General features: G+C 68.5%; 15 protein-coding genes. 9 read left to right on the top strand and 6 right to left on the bottom strand.

Going from position 1 to position 17,995, the window contains the following annotated elements:
- The first annotated feature begins 45 nt into the window (after positions 1–45).
- Together AC6R2M_RS07590 and AC6R2M_RS07585 are read left to right on the top strand one after the other, a co-directional pair.
- A complete protein-coding gene (locus AC6R2M_RS07590; RefSeq protein ID WP_500487035.1) occupies positions 46–2,010 on the top strand; it encodes a putative bifunctional diguanylate cyclase/phosphodiesterase in 1,965 nt (654 codons plus the stop codon).
- A gap of 200 nt (positions 2,011–2,210) precedes the next feature.
- Positions 2,211–4,787 (top strand): hybrid sensor histidine kinase/response regulator, encoded by a 2,577-nt coding sequence (locus AC6R2M_RS07585; protein WP_500487534.1) that lies wholly within the window; start codon positions 2,211–2,213, stop codon positions 4,785–4,787.
- Positions 4,788–4,899: 112 nt separating this feature from the next.
- On the opposite strand, the gene AC6R2M_RS07580 is transcribed toward AC6R2M_RS07585, so the two are convergent.
- Positions 4,900–5,055, bottom strand: coding sequence for a DUF2934 domain-containing protein (locus tag AC6R2M_RS07580; RefSeq protein ID WP_500487533.1), 156 nt, complete (start codon positions 5,053–5,055; stop codon positions 4,900–4,902).
- A gap of 264 nt (positions 5,056–5,319) precedes the next feature.
- Between AC6R2M_RS07580 and AC6R2M_RS07575 the strand changes: the two genes are divergently transcribed.
- The 7 genes from AC6R2M_RS07575 to AC6R2M_RS07545 all read left to right on the top strand — a co-directional run bounded on the left by AC6R2M_RS07575 (position 5,320) and on the right by AC6R2M_RS07545 (position 12,148).
- On the top strand, positions 5,320–6,540 hold the full coding sequence (locus tag AC6R2M_RS07575; protein ID WP_500487033.1) for an aminotransferase: 1,221 nt from the start codon (positions 5,320–5,322) through the stop codon (positions 6,538–6,540).
- Between the two features lie 69 nt (positions 6,541–6,609).
- A complete protein-coding gene (locus AC6R2M_RS07570; RefSeq protein WP_500487031.1) occupies positions 6,610–7,689 on the top strand; it encodes an ABC transporter substrate-binding protein in 1,080 nt (359 codons plus the stop codon).
- A gap of 38 nt (positions 7,690–7,727) precedes the next feature.
- The gene (locus AC6R2M_RS07565) at positions 7,728–8,744 is read left to right on the top strand and encodes an ABC transporter ATP-binding protein (RefSeq protein ID WP_500487029.1); all 1,017 of its coding nucleotides are present in this window, start codon (positions 7,728–7,730) and stop codon (positions 8,742–8,744) included.
- A gap of 89 nt (positions 8,745–8,833) precedes the next feature.
- Positions 8,834–9,628, top strand: a complete 795-nt coding sequence (locus AC6R2M_RS07560) for an ABC transporter permease (RefSeq protein WP_500487532.1) — start codon at positions 8,834–8,836, stop codon at positions 9,626–9,628.
- Positions 9,625–10,425 carry an ABC transporter permease gene (locus AC6R2M_RS07555; RefSeq protein ID WP_500487027.1) on the top strand — a complete coding sequence of 267 codons (801 nt, stop codon included), beginning with the start codon at positions 9,625–9,627 and terminating at the stop codon, positions 10,423–10,425. The genes AC6R2M_RS07560 and AC6R2M_RS07555 overlap by 4 nt, the downstream gene beginning before the upstream one ends.
- Positions 10,422–11,216 (top strand): nitrilase-related carbon-nitrogen hydrolase, encoded by a 795-nt coding sequence (locus tag AC6R2M_RS07550; RefSeq protein WP_500487025.1) that lies wholly within the window; start codon positions 10,422–10,424, stop codon positions 11,214–11,216. The genes AC6R2M_RS07555 and AC6R2M_RS07550 overlap by 4 nt, the downstream gene beginning before the upstream one ends.
- Entirely contained in the window at positions 11,213–12,148 is a 936-nt protein-coding gene (locus tag AC6R2M_RS07545) for a hydroxymethylglutaryl-CoA lyase (RefSeq protein WP_500487023.1), read from the top strand. The genes AC6R2M_RS07550 and AC6R2M_RS07545 overlap by 4 nt, the downstream gene beginning before the upstream one ends.
- 121 nt (positions 12,149–12,269) lie before the next feature.
- Here AC6R2M_RS07545 and AC6R2M_RS07540 read toward each other — a convergent pair whose 3' ends face one another.
- From AC6R2M_RS07540 to AC6R2M_RS07520, 5 genes are read right to left on the bottom strand one after another with little or no spacing between them, the layout of a single operon-like run.
- Complete coding sequence (locus tag AC6R2M_RS07540) at positions 12,270–13,241, bottom strand: ABC transporter substrate-binding protein (RefSeq protein ID WP_500487021.1); 972 nt, start codon at positions 13,239–13,241, stop codon at positions 12,270–12,272.
- A 20-nt stretch (positions 13,242–13,261) separates the two neighbouring features.
- Positions 13,262–14,272, bottom strand: coding sequence for an ABC transporter permease (locus AC6R2M_RS07535; RefSeq protein ID WP_500487019.1), 1,011 nt, complete (start codon positions 14,270–14,272; stop codon positions 13,262–13,264).
- On the bottom strand, positions 14,269–15,771 hold the full coding sequence (locus AC6R2M_RS07530; protein ID WP_500487017.1) for a sugar ABC transporter ATP-binding protein: 1,503 nt from the start codon (positions 15,769–15,771) through the stop codon (positions 14,269–14,271). Before AC6R2M_RS07530 ends, AC6R2M_RS07535 begins: the two co-directional genes overlap by 4 nt.
- Entirely contained in the window at positions 15,768–16,925 is a 1,158-nt protein-coding gene (locus AC6R2M_RS07525; protein WP_500487015.1) for a Gfo/Idh/MocA family protein, read from the bottom strand. The genes AC6R2M_RS07530 and AC6R2M_RS07525 overlap by 4 nt, the downstream gene beginning before the upstream one ends.
- The gene (locus tag AC6R2M_RS07520; protein WP_500487013.1) at positions 16,922–17,980 is read right to left on the bottom strand and encodes a sugar phosphate isomerase/epimerase family protein; all 1,059 of its coding nucleotides are present in this window, start codon (positions 17,978–17,980) and stop codon (positions 16,922–16,924) included. The genes AC6R2M_RS07525 and AC6R2M_RS07520 overlap by 4 nt, the downstream gene beginning before the upstream one ends.
- Positions 17,981–17,995: the final 15 nt, after the last annotated feature.

The following is a 17,995-nucleotide window of genomic DNA, read 5'->3' as shown; positions in this document are numbered from 1 at the left end:
GTTTCAACTGTAAGGACTCATTGGCGCACGGTCGCCTGGATCGCGATGATCGCCACGGGTGTGTTCGTCGGCGGTCTGACGCTCGGCACGCGAACGGTCGATCACATGATCGAAACGGGCGCGAGCAGCCGCGCGACCACCTTCGCGCACTTCCTCCTCTCCGATCGGCGCCGGCTGGACGCCTTTCTCCTCGGCGTGACCCGCGACCCCGATCTGGAGACGAAGGTGCGTACGGTCGGCACGCTGTCGCACGTCACCGCGTTCTCGATCTTCGACGCCGAGGGCCAGGAGACCTTCGCGACGCGCTCCGCCGATCACGGATGGCTCCTGCGCAACCGTCCGGGCGGGCTGTCCCTGCAGTCCCATCTCTCCGAGCCGGTCGCCCATCAGGACGGCGACTGGCACGAGGTCATCGAGGGCGACCGGGGGCAGCCCATCGTCGTCATGCCCCTTCGCGAGAACGGGCGCCCGGTCGCCTTCCTTTCCGCCGAAGTGGACCTGACGGCCGAGCGCGAGGCCTATCAGACCACGCTCGCCTGGGCCTTCACCCAGCTTCTGACCATCGTCGCGCTCGTCACCGGCGGCCCCGCCCTCCTCTACATCCGCCGCAAGCGCAGGGTCGAAGAGGCGGACGAGCGCATCTACTTCCTCCACAACCACGACCCGCTGACCAAGCTCCTGAACCGCCGCCGGATGAGTGAGGAGGTCGACCGCATCCTGGCGACGGCCCGCGCCACGCGCGAGCGCGTCGCCCTCTGGTACCTCGACGTCGACGGGCTCGCGGAGGTCAACAACATGCACGGGCAGGCGGCGGGCGACGAGGTGCTTCGCGTCACGGCCGGCCGGCTCGCCGAGGCCGTCGAGCGCACCGACCTTCTGTCGCGCACCGGGTCCGACGACTTCGCCATACTTCAGCGCGGCGTGCGCAGCGAGGATCAGATCCGCTTCCTGGCCCTTCGCATCATCGAGGCGACCAACCGGCCGATCGACGTCAACGGGGCGTCGGTCTCGCCACGCATCACGCTCGGCGTCTGCCTGACGCCGGACGGCGGGCGCACCTATGCCGAACTCGTCAAGCACGCCGAACTCGCCTTCCTGCATCAGAAGAGCACGAAGCGCGAGGACTACACCGTCTACGAGCCGCGGATGGACGAGGAGGCGCACCAGCGTCGCGTCATCGAGCAGATGCTCCGCTCGGCCCTGGCCGAGGGCGCGTTCGAACTCTTCTATCAGCCGATCATAAGCGGCGACGGACGGACCCTCGTCGGCTTCGAGGCGCTCATCCGCATGCCGGACGGGAACGGCGGCTACGTCTCGCCGGCCGACTTCATCCCGATCGCGGAAGCGCGCGGCTACATCAAGGCCATCGGAACCTGGGTTCTGGGCGAGGCCGCGCGGCAGGCCGCCAAATGGCCCGATCACATCTTCGTCTCGGTCAATCTCTCGCCGGTCCAGTTCCGCGACGGCGATCTGGTCGAAGTCGTCCGCAACGCGCTGTCGGCGGCGGGCATCGATGGGCGCCGCCTCGGGATCGAGGTGGTCGAAACCCTCCTGCTCGAACAGTCGGACGAGGTGCTGGAGCAACTCCGCGCCCTGCAGGCCCTCGGCATCTCCATCGACATGGACGATTTCGGAACCGGCTATTCCTCGCTCGGCTATCTGTGGCGCTTCCCCTTCAACAAGCTGAAGATCGACCAGTCCTTCATGCGCGCCTTCGACGAGGCGAAATCCAACGCTCCGAAGATCGTCCAGACGATCGTCTCTCTCGCGCACCATCTGGGGCTGCGGGTCACCGCCGAGGGCGTGGAGACCCGCGAGCAGGCCGAGCTCCTGCGGTCCTTCGGCTGCGATCAGCTCCAGGGCTTCTATTTCGGCCGGCCGACGCCCGCCGACAGGATCCCGGCGGAGCTGTTCACCCGAGGGTCCATCCGCCTCGCGGGGTCCGGGTCGAGCGTCGTCTCCCTGCCGCTCCGCGAAGCCCTACCTATAGGATTGTCCGTCGCGAACTGACGCCAGCGCTGCAGGGCTTCTTCGGGAAAGCGGTGCAGCGGAAGGGCATCACGGCGGCACCGTCCGTCCCCTTGGATGTCGCTCTTCTGAATGAAGGCGTGGACATGAGCGGATTTCGGACACAATGATTGGCGAGACGAGCCAACCCTTCGCGCCGGCGGGACGGCGGGACGGCGGAGAAACCCGGACAAATGAACGCGATGACGAATGTGGACTGGCCGATCGCCGGTGGGCAGACGGGTGAGCTGATTCGCGCTTTCGACTGGTCGAAGACCTCGCTCGGTCCGATCGCGGACTGGCCGGCTCACCTGCGCTTCGAAGTGAACACGATCGTCAACTCGCCGATCCCGAAGGTCCTCATGTGGGGGCCGGACCACGTCATGATCTACAATGACGGGTATGTGGAGATCGCCGGGCAGAACCATCCGCGCGCCCTCGGCGGGACCGTTCCCGAAATCTGGCCCGAAATCTGGGACTGGAACCGGAAGATCCTGGCGGACGGGTTCGCCGGGCGCGTCCAGAGCTTCCGCGACCAGCCGATGCGGCTGATGCGCAACGGGGTCGAGGAGGAGGTGACCTTCGACCTGTTCTACTCGCCGATCCACGACCCGAACGGAGCGGTCGCCGGCGTTCTGTGCGCCGTTCTCGACACGACCGAGAAGGTCTGCGTCACGACCGCCCTCAAGCGAAGCAATCTGCGCTTCCGTGCCGCCGTCGAGGCGCTGAGCGGCGTCCTGTGGACCAACAGCCCGGACGGGCGGATGGTCGGCGAGCAGACGGGCTGGGCGACCCTGACCGGCCAGACCGAGGCCGAATACGAGGGCTTCGGGTGGTCCGCGGCGATCCACCCGGACGACGTGGCCCACACGATCGAGGCCTGGAACGACGCGGTCGCGACCCGCACCACCTTCATCTGCGAGCACCGCGTGCGTCGCCATGACGGCGTGTGGCGCGACTTCGCCGCGCGGGCCGTGCCCGTCATGGAGAACGGCACGCTGCTCGAATGGGTCGGCGTCCACACGGACATGACCGAACAGCGCGCGGCCGAGATCGGGCTGATCGAACACGCGGCCGCGCTGGAGCGGCAGGTCCGCCACCGCCAGCGCGCCGAGGAGCAGCTCCGCCAGCTCAACGAGACGCTGGAGAACCGCGTCGTCTCGGCGCTGGAGGAGCGGCGGCAGGCCCAGGCCGCGCTCGCCCAGTCCCAGAAGATGGAAAGCGTCGGCAAGCTGACCGGGGGCGTCGCTCACGACTTCAACAATCTGCTCCAGGTCGTCTCCGGCAATCTGCAGCTTCTGGCCAAGGACATCGCCGGCAACGAGCGCGCCGAGCGACGCGTCGCCAACGCGATGGCGGGCGTCCAGCGCGGCGCGAAGCTCGCTTCGCAGCTCCTGGCCTTCGGCCGCCGGCAGGCGCTCGAGCCCAAGGTCGTCAACATCTCGCGCTTCGTCCACGGGATGGACGATCTTCTGCGCCGCGCCATCGGCGAAGGCATCGAGGTCGAAACCGTCTTCGGTGGCGGCCTCTGGAACACCTTCATCGACCCGACGCAGATCGAGAACGCGCTTCTGAACCTCGCCATCAACGCGCGCGACGCGATGGACGGCCAGGGCAAGCTGACGATCGAGCTGTCCAACGCCAGTCTCGACGATGCCTATGTGCGCACGCAGCACGACGTGGAGCCGGGCCAGTACGTCATGCTCGCGGTGTCCGACACCGGCTGCGGCATGAGCCCCGAGATCGTGGACAAGGTGTTCGAGCCCTTCTTCTCGACCAAGGCCGAGGGCAAGGGTTCGGGTCTCGGCCTCTCGATGGTCTACGGCTTCGTGAAGCAGTCCGGCGGCCACGTGAAGATCTATTCGGAGGTCGGTCAGGGCACGACGATCAAGCTCTACCTTCCCCGCGCCATGGAAGCGGAAGACATCGAGGTCGTCGTGGACGCCGGCCCGGTCACCGGCGGGAACGAGACGATCCTCGTCGTAGAGGATGACGAGGAGGTCCGCGCGACCGTCGTCGAGATGCTGACCGACCTCGGCTACCGCGTTCTGAAGGCCGTCGATGCGCAGTCGGGCCTCACCGTCGTGGAGAGCGGCATTCCGATCGATCTCCTGTTCACCGACGTGGTGATGCCCGGCACGCTGAAGAGCCCGGAGCTGGCGCGCAAGGCCAAGGAGCGCCTGCCCGATCTCGCGGTGCTCTTCACCTCCGGCTACACCGAGAACTCGATCGTTCACGGCGGCCGGCTGGACGCCGGGGTCGAGCTGCTCTCCAAGCCCTACACGCGGGAGGCGCTGGCCCGGAAGGTCCGCCACGTCATCGCCAACGAGGCGCAGCGTCGGGCCGCACGGGCGCCGGGGGGCTCACGTCCGGCGCAGGCGCCCGCCGCGTCGGAGCGGCCGCGCAGCTTCACCCCCTTCACCGTCCTCCTCGTCGAGGACGATCCGCTGATCCGCATGAACACCTCCGACATGCTCAGCGGCCTCGGCCACGTGGTCGTAGAGGCGGGTTCGGCCGAGGACGCGCTCGTCGCGCTGCAGACGGCGCCGATCGACGTCCTCGTCACGGACGTGAACCTGCCGGGTCTCTCGGGGCCCGAACTGGCCGAGCGGGCGCTTTCGCTTCGCGCCGACATCGGAATCGTGTTCGCGACCGGTGACGCCAGCGTGGCGAGCGAGGCCACGGCGCAGCTTCTTCAGAAGCCCTACGACGAGACGGCGCTGGACAAGGCCGTGGCGCTGGCCGCCGCCACCCGCCAGCGCGAGAAGGTGGAGTCCTGAGCGACACGCCCTGGCATCCCGTCCTTCGAAACCGGGTACGGTCGTTCGAAAGGCCGGGAGCGTGAGGGGAACAAAGAGACCGCCCGTCTGAGTTCGGGGGGTCTTAAGCGCCTCAGCGGGCGACGAATCTGTTCTCGCCCTTGCCCGTCTCCGGTGGGGGACCCTGTTCGTCCTCGATCTCCTGGGCGGCCTTCGCCCAGAACTCGTGTTCCCGGCCGCAAGGCCGTCCACCTGCCTCCCATAGAAGGTAGGCTCGCTCACGCACCATCTCGGCCTTGTCCACTGCCACGCTCCACCCCGCAGCGGCGCCGTCCTTTCGACGCGCCGGATTCTTGGAAAGGATAATGCAGGAGAAGGCGTCTGGATGCGCCCCGTCGAATCCGGCGACGGCTACACATTCCCCAAGCTGGAACCGTCGCCGCCTCTCGGCCGGGCGCGCGTCCCTTTCGCGAACGCCCCGAGGGGTCTACAGCATCGGCCCGGACGATCGGCCCGACCGCCCGAAGGGCACCCCACGCAGCGACGGATCACGATGGCATACTCGACGGCAGGACAAACGCACCTTCCCTCAGGCGCCCGGCTCAACCCGCTGCTCGCCGCCGTTCAGGTGCCGCCGATCGCCGCCGCCAAGCGCTGGCTGACCCGCTATGACGGGACCCTCGGCCCCGCGGTCGATCTCAGCCAGGCCGTCCCCGGCCACGCGCCCTCCCCGAGCTTCCAGACGCGCTTCCTGGAGGCCGCCGCGCTTCCGGCGACCGCAACCTATGGCGACATCCTCGGCGATCCCGCCCTGCGCGCGGCCTATGCCGAGGAGACGAGCGCGGCCTACGGCGCCGATCTCGGCGGGGCCGACGTCGCGATCACCGCCGGCTGCAACCAGGCCTTCCTCGCCGCGATCATGGCGGTGGCCGAGCCCGGAAGCTCGGTCCTTTTGCCGCAGCCCTGGTACTTCAACCATGAGATGACGTGTCGCATGCTGGGGGTCGAGGCGAGAGGGCTGCCGGCTCACGCCGGAGCCGGTTTCGTGCCGGACGTCATGGAGGCCGAGCGGCTTCTCGACGAACGGACGCGGGCGATCGTCCTCGTCACGCCGAACAATCCGACCGGCGCGATCTATCCGCCCGAGACCATCGCGGCCTTCTTCGAACTCGCGGTCTCACGCGGGCTCCACCTCATCCTCGACGAGACCTATCGCGACTTCCGGCCCGAAGCCTCCGCTCCCGCGCACGATCTCTTCGCCCGGCCGGGCTGGCGGGACCATCTGATCTCGCTCTACTCCTTCTCCAAATCCCACGCGATCCCCGGCCACCGCCTGGGGGCGATCGCCGCCGGCCCGGCGATCCTCGACGCCTGCGTGAAGATCCTCGACTGCGTGCAGATCTGCCCGCCGCGTCCGAGCCAGGCCGCGCTCCTCGCCTCAATGGAGGAGAGCCGTCCCTGGCGGCGGGAGCGCGCGGCGGAGATGACGCAGCGCGCGGACGCGTTCCGGGAGGCGCTGGCCGCCCTTCCCGAATGGCGCATCGACAGCCTCGGCGCCTATTTCGCCTACGTCGCGCATCCCTTCCCGCAATCCTCGTCGGTGGAGGTCGCACGCGCCATGGCCGAACGGCTCGGCCTTCTCGTGCTTCCCGGCGCCTTCTTCGGGCCGGGCCAGGACGGGCATGTCCGCGTCGCCTTCGCCAATGTCGCGGAAGACGGCATAAGGCGGTTCGCGGACCGTCTTGCGCTCGGACGCGAACGGTTGACACTCTGACGCTGACGTCGAATGACGCATGAGACGAGAACGCCCTATAATGAGGCGTCCGACCCTGGAGATTGCGACATGTCCCGCTTCCACCTGAACCGCCGTCAGGTTCTCGCCGGCTCGGCCGCCGGCGCCGCGACCCTCTTCATGCCGTCGATCCTGCGCGCTCAGGACCGCACGCTCTCCGTCGGCGTCTATGGCGGCTACTTCAAGGAATCCTTCGACGAGCACATCTTCCCGCGCTTCACCGAGGCGACGGGCATCAACGTCGAGTTGATCGCCGAGCCCACCGGCGAAGCGTGGCTCGTGCAGCTCGAACAGGCGGCGCGGGCGAACGTCGCCCCGGCCGACGTCTCGATGATGAGCCAGGTGGCGATGCGCAAGGGCGTGGCGACCGAACTCTGGGCGCCGATCGACCAGAGCCGCATCCAGGGCTTCGACGCCATCCTGCCGCCCTTCGTCGTCCGCTACCCTGACGAGCGCATCGCGGGCGTCGGCGCGGTCGCGTGGTACATCACGCTCGTCACCAACACCGACGTCTATCCGGAGGCCCCGACCTCCTGGAACGCGCTCTGGGACCCGGCCAACGCCAACCGCCTCGGCCTGCTCGCCCTCGTCTCGAACTCCTTCCTTCTGGAAGTGACGGCCAAGACCCATTTCGGCGGCACCGAGATTCTCGACACCGAGGAAGGCATCCTCCAGGTCATGGAGAAGCTCGCGGAGGTTCGCCCGAACGTGCAGCTCTGGTACCGCGACGAGGCGCAGTTCGAGCAGGCGCTGCGCTCGGGCGAAATCCCCATGGGCCAGTATTATCACGACGTGACGGGACTTGCGGCGGCCGACGGCTTCCCGGTCCGCTCCACCTTCCCGCAGGAGGGCGGCATCTCGGATTCGGGCTGCTGGGCGATCTCGCGCGCCTCGACGAAGTCGGACGAGGCGCACGAGTTCATCAACTTCGCCTCGCAGCCGGAAATCCAGTCGCTGATGTCGCGCCGGATCGGCACGGCGCCGACCATCGAGCGCTCGATGACCGATCTGAGCGACGAGGAGTTCGACGCCGTCGCCTCCGAGATCGACCCGGTCGTTCCCCGCTACGACATGTATGTCGAGAGGGCCGACTGGCTGAACCAGCGCTGGACCGAGCTGATCGCGGGCTGATCGCCCACGCGAAGCGTGCCTACAGCCGAAGGGACTTCATGAGCGGCCTGACCCTCAACTCGATCGTCAAGCGCTTCGGCGATCTGGCGGCCGTCGATCACGTGGACCTGACGGTCGAGCCGGGCAGCTTCGTCTGCCTGCTCGGCCCGTCCGGCTGCGGCAAGACGACGCTTCTGCGCATGATCGCCGGGCTCGACCAGCCCTCCGAGGGCCGCATCCTCTTCGGCGACGAGGACATCACGGACCGGCCGGTCCACAAGCGCGACATCGGCATGGTCTTCCAGTCGCTGGCGCTCTTCCCGCACCTGTCGGTCGGCGACAACATCGCCTATCCGCTGGCGATCCGCGGCGTGGACAAGGCGACGCGGATGCGGCGGGCCGAAGAGCTCTTGGAGCTCGTGCGCCTTCCCGGCGTTGCCGAACGCGCCACCAACCAGCTCTCCGGCGGCCAGCGCCAGCGGGTGGCCATCGCCCGCGCGCTGGCGGTCTCGCCGAAGCTCTTCCTTCTCGACGAGCCGCTGTCGGCGCTCGACGCCAAGCTGCGCGAGGCGATGCAGGTCGAGCTGCGCCAGCTCCAGCAGCGCCTCGGCATCACCACCATCGTCGTGACGCACGACCAGCGCGAGGCCATGACCATGGCCGACCGGATCGTCGTGATGCGCGAGGGCCGCATTCAGCAGGCGGCACCGCCGGTCGAGGTCTACCGGCGCCCGGCCAACGCCTTCGTCGCCGACTTCATCGGCCAGACCAACCTCCTGCCGCTCGGCGCCGGCTCGATCCTGGCGACCGCGATGCCGCAGCTGGCGCAGGAGGGCGGGACCGCCTCCGTGCGGCCAGAGGACATCGCGATCCGCCCGGTCGGCGCGGCGCCGATCGCGGCCGTCGTCGCCTTCGTCCGCGACATCGGCTCGAGCGTCGAGATCCATCTCGACGCGGGCGAGACGCGGCTCGTCGCCCTCGCCCCGGCGGGTACGCGGCCTGCGGTGGGCGACACCGTCTCGCTCGCCGTGGACGAGCGGGCGCTCGTGGCACTGGCCCCGGATCGCGCGGCGTGAGCGCGGCCAGCGGACGCGCCACCGTCGCAAGCCATGCCCACGCGCGCTCCTTCGTCCCGAGCCAGTGGCCGATCCTCTTTCCGGCTCTGATGCTCGGCGCCTTCTTCGTCGTGCCCTTCGGCACGATGATCGCCGTCTCCTTCTTCGAGCGGGTGCAGGGCGCGTTCTACGAGCCCTCCTTCACGACCGAGAACTACGCGCGCTTCTGGAGCCTCTTCTTCGGCCGCGTTCTGCTCTTCTCCCTCGGACTGTCCGCGCTGGTCTCGGCCATCTGCGTCGCCATCGGCGTGCCGTTCACGCGGGCGCTGACGCGGCTGCCGCGCCGCGCTCAGGTGCCCTGGCTCATCGCGCTCCTCTGCGTCCTGTCCCTGTCCGAGGTCATCATCGGCTTCGCGTGGTCGACGCTGCTCTCGCGAACGGCCGGGATCGGCAATCTCTTCGTCGCGCTCGGTCTGGCCGAGACGTCCGAGGCCTATACGCCGAGCTTTCTCGCAGTGCTGCTCGGCATGGTCTACCAGGCCCTGCCCTACGCCATTCTCGTGCTCTACCCGGCCTTCTCGCGGCTCGACCCTTCGCTTGCCGAGGCGAGCCGCACGCTCGGCGCGCCGCCCTGGAGGGCCTTCGCGACGGTCGTCCTGCCGGCACTTCGCCCGGCGATCACCGCGACCTTCATCGTCGTCTTCGTCTTCGCCCTCGGCGCCTACCTGCTGCCGCAGCTTCTCGGCCGCCCGCAGCACTGGACGCTGTCGGTCCTGATCACCGATCAGGCGATCTACCAGTCCAACATGCCCTTCGCCGCCGCGATGGCGGTGTTCCTCGTCATCACGAGCGTGCTTCTGGTGCTCCTGACCGTCGCGCTCGGCCGAAACAGGGTGCCGTCATGAAGACGAGCCTCTTCGACCGCGTGCTCTTCGTTCTGGTCGCCCTGTTCCTGGCCGGGCCGCTCGTCGTCATCGCCGGGGTCTCGATCAACGAACAGAGGGCGCTGACCTTCCCGCCGCAGGGCTTCTCGCTCGACTGGTACGCGCAGATCTTCACCGACGACGGCTGGCGCTCGGCGCTGATCGCATCGGTCAGCGTCGCGGCGCTCGCCTCGCTCCTGTCGCTCGCCATCGCCCTGCCCATCGCCTACGCGCTGTGGAAGCGCGTCACGGCCTTCGGCCGGCTGGTGCAGCTTCTCGGCGTCTCCCCCTTCGTGCTGCCGCCCGTGATCACGGCGCTCGGCGCCCTCTCCTTCTGGGCGACGGCCGGCTTCTACGGCCAGCACTTCACCGTCGTGATCAGCCATGCGGTCTTCTTCACCTCGCTGCCGCTGGTGACGCTCTCGCTCGGCTTCTCCACGGTGGAGCGCGAAATGGTGGAGGCGGCGCGCACCATGGGCGCGAACGAGGCCACGGTGCTGCGCACGATCGTGCTGCCGACGATCCTGCCCTACATGATCTCGGGTTTCGCCTTCGCCTTCGTCCTGTCGCTGAACGAGTACATCGTCGCCTACATGACCGTCGGCTTCACGCTGGAGACGATCCCGATCAAGATCTTCAACTCGCTGCGCTACGGCTACACGCCGACCATGGCGAGCGTCTCGATCCTGTTCGTTCTCGTCGCGGCCGTGCTGTTCTCGATCGTCGCGAAGCTCGGCGACCTGCCGAAGCTGCTCGGCGCATGGGGTGGCGAGCGATGAGGCTTTCGGTCGTCCAGCTCGACGCCGCGCTCGACGGAGCGGAACGCGAACGCGCCATCGAGACGGGCGTCGCGGAGGCCTCTGCGGCCGGCAGCGCGCTCGTCCTCTTCCCCGAACTCGCCTGCGAGGGCTACGGCCGCGCCGCCGACCGGCTGGCGAAGGCCGCGTCCCTGTCCGACCTGCCCGATGCCGCCGGCCAGCGCCTGGCGGATGCGCATGGCATCGCGGTCTGCCTCGGACTGTCGCTGCGCCTGCCGGACGGCACCGTCGGCAACGCGGCCGTCCTGTTCCGCCCCGGCCACCCGCCGAGCCCCTATCTCAAGCGTCACCTCTACGGCGACTACGAGAAGGCGATCTTCGCGCCCGGACAGGAGCGCTCCGCCCTCGTCGAATGGGGCGGGCTGACGATGGGCATGCTCGTCTGCTTCGACGCGGAGTTTCCCGAGCGCGTGCGCGAACTCGCGCTGGCCGGGGCCGATCTCGTCCTCGTGCCCACCGCCCTGCCGAAGCTTGCGGGCGCCGATTTCATCGCCTCCACGATCATCCCGGCGCGCGCTTTCGAGAACGGCATCTTCGTCGCCTATGCCGACCATTGCGGCCGGGACGAGCGCTTCGAATATCAGGGCCTCTCGGTCGTCGCCGATCCGAACGGCACGAAGCTGGCGAGTGCCGACGAGACGAGCCCGGCCCATCTCGTCGCCGATCTCGACCCCGCGCGCTATGCCGAGGTGCGGAAGGCGAACCCCTATCTGGAAACGCTGAGACGCGCCCTGGCGGAGGAGATGCGATGACGGGACCCGTGCGCCTGCGAGAGGTCGGACCGCGCGACGGCCTGCAGATGGTGAAGACCATTCTGCCGGCCGAAGCGAAGATCGAGTGGTGCGAGCGCGCGGCCTCGGCCGGAATCCCCGAGATCGAGGCGACCTCCTTCGTGCCCGCGAAGATCGTGCCTCAGTTCGCGGATGCGGACGCGGTGGCCGAAGGCGTCGCGGCCAGCCGGTCCGCGCAGATGTCGGCGCTGGTTGTCAATCTGAAAGGCGCGATCCGCGCCTTCGAGGCCGGCTTCGGCAAGGTGAACTACGTCGTCTCCGCCAGCGAGGCGCACAGCCAGGCCAACGCCCGCCGGACCACGGACGAGGCGCTGGAGGAGTTCGACCGGATCGTCGCGGAGCGCGCCGCGCGCGGGCTGGCCGAAACGGTGGAGCTTTCGCCGGGCGTCGCCACCGCCTTCGGCTGCACGCTGCAGGGCGAGGTGCCGGAAGCCCGCGTCCACGAGGTCGTCGACCGTCTCGCGGCGAGCGGGGCGGACGAGATCATGGTCGCCGACACGATCGGCTATGCGCATCCCGCGAAGGTGGAACGGCTTCTCGGGCGGATCGTGGAACGGCTGGGCGCCCTGCCCGTCGCCGCGCATTTCCACGACACGCGCGGCCTCGGCCTCGCCAACGTCACCGCCGCCGCGCGGGCCGGCGTGCGCCGCTTCGACGCCTCGCTCGCCGGGCTCGGCGGCTGCCCCTTCGCGCCCGGCGCGACGGGCAACGTCAATCTAGAGGACTGCGTCTACCTCCTCGAAGAACTTGGCTTCTCGACCGGGGTCGATCTCGACGCGCTTCTGCGCCTTCGCGAGACGGTGGAAGGCTGGCTTCCGGGCGAGCGCTTCACCGGCTCGATCGCCCGCGTCGGACTGCCGAAGACGTACCGGGCGGAACACGTCGCCTTATAAGCGGCGCCGCTGCATCGTGCTTTCGCGAAACGAAAACGGCTCGAAGACCTGGACCGGTCCTCGAGCCGTTCGCGTCGGAGGATGAACCGGGCGGCGCGCGCCGCCCGGCCGTCCGCCAGCCTCAAAAAGGGCTGTCGGGGAAGTAGAAGTTCTCGGCGTTCTCGGGCGTGATGCGCTGCGAGCCGATGATGAAGCGGCCGGTGACCGGCGCGTTCGAGGTCAGCGCCAGGGCGGTCAGCTCGATCGCGGTCGAGATCTGGGCCGGCGGATAGGTGACGTTGACCGGCAGCTGCGGGTCGCCGTCCATCATGCGCTGGATGATCTCCTTCATGCCAGCGCCGCCGACGACCCACATCTCGTCCTGGCGGCCCGCCTGCGCGATGGCCTCCAGCGCGCCGATCGACATGTCGTCATCGGCCGCCCAGACGGCGTCGATCTCGGGGAAGCGGGACAGATAGTCCTGCATCACGTTGAAGGCGTCGTCGCGGTTCCAGTTGCCGTGCTGCATGTCGAGCACCTCAATGCCCGAGCCCTCGATGGCGGCCTGGAAGGCCTCGACGCGCTCGTTGTCGAGCGTGGTCGGAATGCCGCGCAGGACGACGATCTTGTCGCCCTCCTCCAGGTTCTCGGCGAAATACTCGCCCGCGACGCGGCCGAAGCCGGTGTTGTCGCCCGCGACGTAGAGATCCTCGATCCCGTCTTCCGAGAGACCGCGATCGACGACCGTCACCCAGATGTCCTGGTCGGCGACCGACTGGACCGGCGCGGTCAGGGGCTCGCTCTCGAAGGGCAGGACGACGAGGGCGTCGATGCCGCGCGTGGCGACCATGTCCTCGATGTCGTTGACCATGGTCGAGGCGTCGCCCGCCGTGGAGAGGACGAACTCGATGTTCGGATAGGTCTCGCCGAGGCGCGAGATCGTGTCCTGCGCGTGCCAGTTCAGGCCGCCCATGAAGCCGTGGGTGGCCGACGGGATGGCGACGCCGATCGTGTAGCTCTCGGCGTCCTCCTGCGCCATGGCGGGCAGGCCTGCGAGGGTGCCCGCCAGCATCGTAGATGCGGCGATGGCGGTCCGGAATGTCTTGCGGGTCATTTCATTTCCTCCCTTGGATTCTACCGCGACGAGGCGGATTTGGAGTCCCGCTGCAGCACCACAGCGAGGATGACGATGACGCCCTGGATCGCGCCGTTCAGATACGGACTGACGATCGAGGCGAGGTTCAGGATGTTGCCGATGAGGCTCAGGATCAGGACGCCGACGACGGTGCCCCAGACCCGGCCGAAGCCGCCCTTCAGCACCGTGCCGCCGATGATGACGGCGGCGATCGCCTCCAGCTCCCACAGGACGCCGGTGCCGCCCGAGGCCGAGCCGAGGCGCGGCACGTACATGATGACGGCGATGCCCACGAGCACGCCGAGCAGGACGAAGGTCGCCATACGGACGCGGTCGACGTTGACGGCCGAGTAGCGGGCGACCTGCTCGTTGGCGCCGAGCGCCGCGCAGTGCCGGCCGAAGGCCGTGCGGCGCATCAGCACCTCGCCCAGGATCGCGACGAGCGCGAAGACGATGATCGGCCAGGTGACGCCGAAGAGACCGTCGTAATAGATCGGCCGGAGCAGCGTGCGCGATGCCGAGTCGAGCGAGAGCGTGCCGCCGTCCGCCAGCCAGGTGACGAGCGAGCGGTAGATGCCCATCGAGCCGAGCGTGACGATGAAGGCCTCGATCCGCACCTTCGCGATCAGCACCCCGTTGATGAGGCCCGCGGCGAAGCCCGTGAGCATTGCCACGCCCATGCCGGCCAGCACCAGCGGCAGGCCGACTCCGAGAACCGGCACGAGCGCGTTCATCGCCAGGATCATCGTTCCCGCGACGAAGGCCGCCATCGAGCCGACCGAGAGGTCGATGCCGCCCGCCGTGATGACGAAGGTCATGCCGACCGCGATGATGCCGATGAAGGCGGAGCGGGCGAGCACGTTGGTGACGTTGCCGTAGGACAGGAAGTTCGGGTTGAGCCAGGCGCCCAGGGCGATCAGCAGAAGCAGCGCCAGGATCGGTCCCAGCACATGCAGGTTGACTCCGCCGCGGCGCGGCTTGGTTCGGGCGGGCAGCGCTGCCTCGCTCATGACGCGATGGCCTCCCTCGGGCCCAATCCCATCGCGAGTTTCACGATGGCGTTCTCGTTGACGTCCGCGCCCTCGACCTCGCCCGCGATCCGGCCCGCCGCCATCACGACGACGCGGCTGGCCAGCCCGATCACCTCGGGGAGCTCGGAAGAGACGACGATGACGCTCTTGCCGCTCTCGGCGAGGCGTCGGATGAATTCGTAGATCTGCTGCTTGGTGCCGATGTCGATGCCGCGCGTCGGCTCGTCGATGATGACGATGTCGGGCCCGGCCTGCATGGTCTTGGCGAGAAGCAGCTTCTGCTGGTTGCCGCCCGACAGGTTGCCGGCGTTCATCGAGCGGTCCCCGGCGCGGATGTCGAACTCGGAGACGGCCTTCGTCAGCGCCTCCTCTTCCGCCTTCATGTCGATCAGCCCGTGCGCGGTGAAGCGGTCGAGGGACAGAAGGGTGAGGTTCTCGCGAAGGTTCTTGCCGAGAAGCAGGCCCTTCTCCTTGCGATCCTCGGTGAGATAGACGAGCCCGGCCTCGCGCGCCGCGAGGACGGAGCCGAGCGCGAGGGGACGGCCCGACACGCGGACTTCGCCCGTCGCCGGACGCAGTCCGACGACGCCTTCCATGAGCTCGGTGCGGCCCGAGCCGACGAGGCCGGCAAAGCCCAGCACCTCGCCTCGGCGCAGTTCGAAGCTCGCGGAGCCGGACAGGCCCTCCACGACGAGATTGCGGACCTTCAGGACCGTTTCCGGGCTCGCGGCCGTCTTCGGCGGGAAGAGGTCGGACAATTCGCGGCCGACCATCGCCTCGGCCATTTCGTTCTCGGAAATGCCCCGCAACGCCTCGTGGACCTTGCGGCCGTCGCGAAGCACGGTGATGCGGTCGGCGATGCGCGCGACCTCGTTGAGCTTGTGCGAGGTGTAGAGGATGGCCGTGCCCTCGGCACGCAGCCGCTCGATGAGGGCCAGCAGCGTGTCGGTCTCGCGCGCGGTCAGGACGGCCGTCGGCTCGTCCATGATGAGGACGCGCGCGTTGCGGCCGAGCGCCTTGGCGATCTCCACCATCTGCCGGTTCGGCACCGAGATGTCGGAAATGCGGGCGCGCGGGTCCACATGGCAGTCGAGACGGGCGAGCAGCGCCTTCGCCTGATCCTCCATCGCCCGGCGCGCCAGGAAGGGTCCGCGCTTCAGCTCGCGACCGAGGAAGACGTTCTCCTCCACTGTCAGCTGAGACGCGAGATTGAACTCCTGATGGATCAGGATGATACCGGCGTTTTCTGCCGCATCGGACGAAGCAAATTCGACCGGGTTCCCGTCGAGCAGGACCTGACCTTCGGAGGGCGCCAGATAACCGCCGAGGATCTTCATGGTCGTGGACTTGCCAGCGCCGTTCTCGCCGATCAGCGCATGGACCTCGCCTGCACGCAGATCGAAATCGACATCGGTCAGCACCTGCACCGGGCCGAAGCGGCGCGAGACCGTCCGGAGCGCGAGGACCGGTGTCGTCACAGCGTCACCCAGGCGGCGTCGGCCTTCGAGGAGCGCACGCAGGCGTCCACGAAGCGCATTCCCGCCAGTCCGGCGGCGATGCCCGGCAGCGTCTCGGCGGCTTCGCGTCCACCGGAGCGATGCGACCGGATCGCCTCGGCCGCGTCGGCATAGATGTTGGCGAAGGCTTCGAGATAGCCCTCGGGGTGCCCGGCCGGGATGCGCGATGCGCCGGCGGACGCCTTGCCCGTTCCGGCGCCGTTGCGCGTCAGGAGGCGTTTCGGCTCGCCGTGAACGGTGTGCCACAGGCGGTTCGGGTCCTCCTGGCTCCATTCCAGCCCGCCGCGCTCGCCGTAGACGCGCAGCACCAGACGGTTCTCGTTGCCGGGCGCGACCTGGGAGCAGGCGAGCGTGCCCTTCACGCCATCCGCATAGCGCAGCATGACATGGGCGTTGTCGTCGAGCCGGCGGCCCGGAACGAAGCTGTCGAGATCGGCCGCGAGCTTCTCCACGGCGAGCCCGGAAACGAAGCAGGCGAGGTTGTGCGCATGGGTTCCGATGTCGCCCGTCGCGCCGCCCGCGCCCGAACGCTCGGGATCGGTGCGCCATTCGGCGCCCTTGGCTCCCGTCGCCTCCACCGCCTCGGTCAGCCAGTCCTGCAGATATTCGACATTGACGAGCCGCAAGGCCCCGAGCGCTCCGCTCGCGACCATGGCGCGCGCTTCGCGCACCATCGGATAGCCGGTGTAATTGTGCGTCAGCACGAACAGGGCGTCGCTCTCTCCCGCGATCGAGGCCAGTTCGTCGGCCTGTTCGAGCGTCGCCGTCAGCGGCTTGTCGCAGAGAACGTGGATGCCGCGCCTGAGGAAGGCCGCAGCGGCGCTGGCATGCAGATGGTTGGGCGTGACGATCGACACCGCCTCGATGCCGTCCTCGCGCTCGGCCTCGGCGGCCGCCATCTCCTCGAAGGAGCCGTAGCTGCGCGCGGGATCGAGCCCGAGTGCCTCGCCGCTGGCGCGCGCCCGTTCCGGCGTGGAGGACAAAGCGCCCGCGACGAGCTCGAAATGTCCGTCCATGCGCGCGGCGATCCGATGGACCGCGCCGATGAAGGCGTCGGCCCCGCCGCCGACCATGCCAAGTCGAATGGGTCCGGTGCGGGTCGAGAAGCGGCTCATGCGGACAGCCCCAGAAGCTTGCGGTTGGCCGCGGCGTCGGTGCCGGCGGCGGCGAAATCGTCGAAAGCCCGTTCGGTGACGCGGATGATGTGGTCCTTCACGAATTGGGCGCCTTCGCGCGCGCCGTCCTCGGGATGTTTCAGAGCGCATTCCCATTCGACGACGGCCCAGCCGTCGAAATCGTTGGCGGTGAGCTTGGAGAAGACGGCGCCGAAATCGACCTGCCCGTCGCCGGGCGAGCGGAAGCGCCCTGCCCGGTTCACCCAGGACTGGTAGCCGCCGTAGACCCCCTGGCGCCCGGTCGGCCGGAACTCGGCGTCCTTGACGTGGAACATGCGGATGCGGTCCGCATAGATGTCGATATTGTCGAGATAGTCGAGCGCCTGCAGCACGTAGTGCGACGGATCGTAGAGCATGTTGCAGCGCTCGTGCCCGCCGACCCGCTCCAGGAACATCTCGAACGTCACCCCGTCGTGCAGATCCTCGCCCGGATGAATCTCGTAGCAGAGATCGACGCCGCACTCTTCGGCGAGATCGAGGATCGGGTGCCAGCGGCGGGCCAATTCGTCGAACGCGGCTTCGACGAGACCGGCGGGGCGCTGCGGCCAAGGGTAGAGATAGGGCCAGGCGAGAGAGCCCGAAAAGGTCGCCATCGCGCCGAGACCGAGGTTGCGCGAGGCGAGAAGGCTCTTGCGCAACTGGTCGGCGGCCCATTCCTGCCGGGCCTTCGGGTCTCCACGAACGTGAGGCGCGGCGAAACCGTCCATCAGCGTGTCGTAGGCCGGGTGGACGGCCATGAGCTGGCCCTGGACATGAGTGGAGAGTTCGGTGACGACGACGCCGTTCTCGGCCGCCTGCCCCACGAACGCGTCGCAATAGTCCTTGGACGTCGAAGCGAGATCGAGGTCGATCAGGCGCGGATCGCCGCTCGGCACCTGAACGCCGGCATAGCCGCAATCGGCGGCCCAGCGCGTGATGGAAGCCCATGAATCGAACGGCGCCGCGTCGCCGGCGAACTGCGCCAGGAACAGGGCCGGACCCTTGATCGTCCGCATCAAATCCTCCCGCCG

Source organism: Aureimonas sp. CAS (assembly GCF_059838215.1).
This window is presented reverse-complemented; position numbering and strand designations above follow the sequence as displayed.